This window comes from Moorena sp. SIO4G3 (assembly GCF_010692305.1).
Classification (GTDB): Bacteria; Cyanobacteriota; Cyanobacteriia; order Cyanobacteriales; family Coleofasciculaceae; genus Moorena; species Moorena producens_A.
Genome location: NZ_JAAHIG010000660.1, coordinates 1 through 2,287 on the forward strand (window position 1 = coordinate 1; position 2,287 = coordinate 2,287).

3 protein-coding genes are annotated in these 2,287 nt (G+C 41.8%); 1 reads left to right on the forward strand and 2 read right to left on the reverse strand.

Annotated features, from left to right (window positions below; genetic code table 11):
• Window positions 1–177: 177 nt before the first annotated feature.
• Both F6J99_RS44305 and F6J99_RS44310 read right to left on the reverse strand, forming a co-directional pair.
• Window positions 178–318: a hypothetical protein gene (locus F6J99_RS44305; protein WP_293123629.1), complete on the reverse strand. Its 141-nt coding sequence runs from the start codon at window positions 316–318 to the stop codon at window positions 178–180.
• A gap of 70 nt (window positions 319–388) precedes the next feature.
• Window positions 389–811, reverse strand: a complete 423-nt coding sequence (locus F6J99_RS44310; protein ID WP_293123632.1) for a hypothetical protein — start codon at window positions 809–811, stop codon at window positions 389–391.
• 413 nt (window positions 812–1,224) lie between these two features.
• On the opposite strand from F6J99_RS44310, the gene F6J99_RS44315 reads away from it, so the two are divergent.
• Window positions 1,225–2,124, forward strand: coding sequence for a DUF928 domain-containing protein (locus F6J99_RS44315; protein WP_293123635.1), 900 nt, complete (start codon window positions 1,225–1,227; stop codon window positions 2,122–2,124).
• Window positions 2,125–2,287: the final 163 nt, after the last annotated feature.

Genomic DNA, 2,287 nt, shown 5'->3' on the forward strand with positions numbered 1-2,287 from the left:
ACCTGAAAAATTTTCAGAAAACTTAAGATTTTATTCAATAAAACTTAACATAGCTAAAAAAAATATAAAAAAGTAAATCAATAGTAAATCATGGAGTCCAAGTAACTATGACCCTTTAGGGCAGGGGGTCAATCGTGGCCAGGGATAGCTTTAGCCAAGCATAAGGGTCAGTAGACATTAGACCTCTTGCATAAGTCTGATCAACCTTGGTGAAGACAAGGCAAAAGGCAAAAGCGATGCAGCGCGGTCTTGGGGGTTTCCCCCATGAGCGACTGCATCAAGACGGCAAAAGGCAAAAGGGATAGATTTTGATTTCATATTTATTTTTGCAAGAGGTCTATTAGACATTGTATTGGGGATGAGACTTGGGCTTGGTGCAGGTTGAATCTTAATCATCTTTTTTCGCCTTCACCCCAACTAACTCTGAATTACCATCCAAAGAACCGTATAGGATATTTCCCCTCTTGTTGTCTTGTTTATAGAAAACTAGTCGTTGCTGCAATCGTTGCAGCTGCCGTTGAGCTGCTTGTGGATTCTTAGAGTAATACTTCTTCAGGTCAATCTTAAAGTAGCGATTAATCTCTGACCATGGGATATCCCAAAGTTGGTCACCACAAAGTACCTCCAATTCCCATCCTTCAATATCAGTGTCTTTGATGTCTAGCTCAACTTCCCTGGGTTCAACTTCAATCAGCTTGCACTTCTCCATTTTGTTAGGGGAGCAGCTACTGAGTAATGTTACTCCCACACTCAGCAACAAGACAATGATAAACAGTTTTTGATTAAAAAAAGATTTTTGGTAAATTTTCATGTCCGCCACCAAACTTGACTCCTAATAGTATTTACTCATTCATTCCCAGCTAAATTATAGATTTGATCTAGGGATGAATTACCGGAACTGTGAACTATTCATCCCTATCAAAAGGCAGTTGACAAAATACTATTTTTTTGCTACGAAATAGTCTAAATTCACCAGCTAGAGTAGCTACGTAAGTCCTGAAAATGAAGCATGTTTGAATTCTGGATTCGTCAATTACTCGATTTTAGATCAAACTAGATATAGAAAATAATCACTGGTCAGTAGGAAAAATTAGATAGTTCATTCAGTTGAGTGATAATGAGGGTAGCAACGAGATCCAAAAAACTAGGGATAGGAAGTAACAACTGACCAATGACCTGACCAATCACAAGGAAACATTCCTTAAAAATTACTCTTTATGAATCATGAGCAAGATAAAACTACCATTAGCACCACCAATCTTAGGAATTACATTAGCAATTGTCAGCTTTAGTAGCTGTATTGCCTTGCCACGTATTTCAACAGCTAATCCTAGCAATTCCCGGTTGGACTCAGATCAACGTTCCCCAAAAGCAGAAGTGGCTCACAACCACCGAGAGCAAGAGCGAATTACTTCAAGAACTCTACAGCCATTAGGGATCAGTCTAGCTTGGATGCCACCAGATGTACCGGAACGAGGTGTACCCGGTAAACGAAAAGCAGCGGCAAGCCGTGGGCGATGTCCACAAGTCAAAGAACCTTTGACTGCCTTAGTCCCTTCTACGCCCACCATTGCCAGTGATGGTCAAATTCCATTGACCGTAGGTCACGCTACGCGAACAGAATCAGTTTTCGGCTTAACCGTTGTTTCTCATCCCACCTTCTGGTTTTATGTTCCCTATGCCCTGACACCGGACTTGCCTTTGGAGTTTGTGCTACAAGATGAAAACTATAACGAAATCTACTGGACTAAATTTGTGGCCTCATCGTCCTCACCAAGTGTAGTAGGCATCGAACTTCCATCAACAGTCACCTCCCTTGAGGTTGGTAAACAGTATCGTTGGTACTTTGTGGTTAAATGTGAGCGACTGGGGTCTCCTGTAGTGACAGGCTGGGTAAAACGGATGGCACTCAACCCATCCCTCAAAAATCAGTTAGACCAAGCGACATTAGAACAGAAAGCGATTATCTATGCCAGATCAGGGATCTGGTATGATACCCTAAATGCTCTAGCTAAGCTACGTCAGCAAAATTCTAGCAATGATCTGCTGATCAAGGATTGGGTGAAATTATTGCAGTCTGTTGACTTAGATGGGATAGCCCTTGCACCCCTTCTGGAATTTTAAGATCAAGTGCAACATTTAACCTGTGCAAACCTACTTATCAGCAGGAATGACCTGTATAGCACCAGGTGAAAACCTGGTGGTTGTTGCCGACAAAGCACGAATCATTATGTTCCGTGCGCCATTCCAATCCCGTGGTAATGAGAAACCACATTTTGGGCATTGG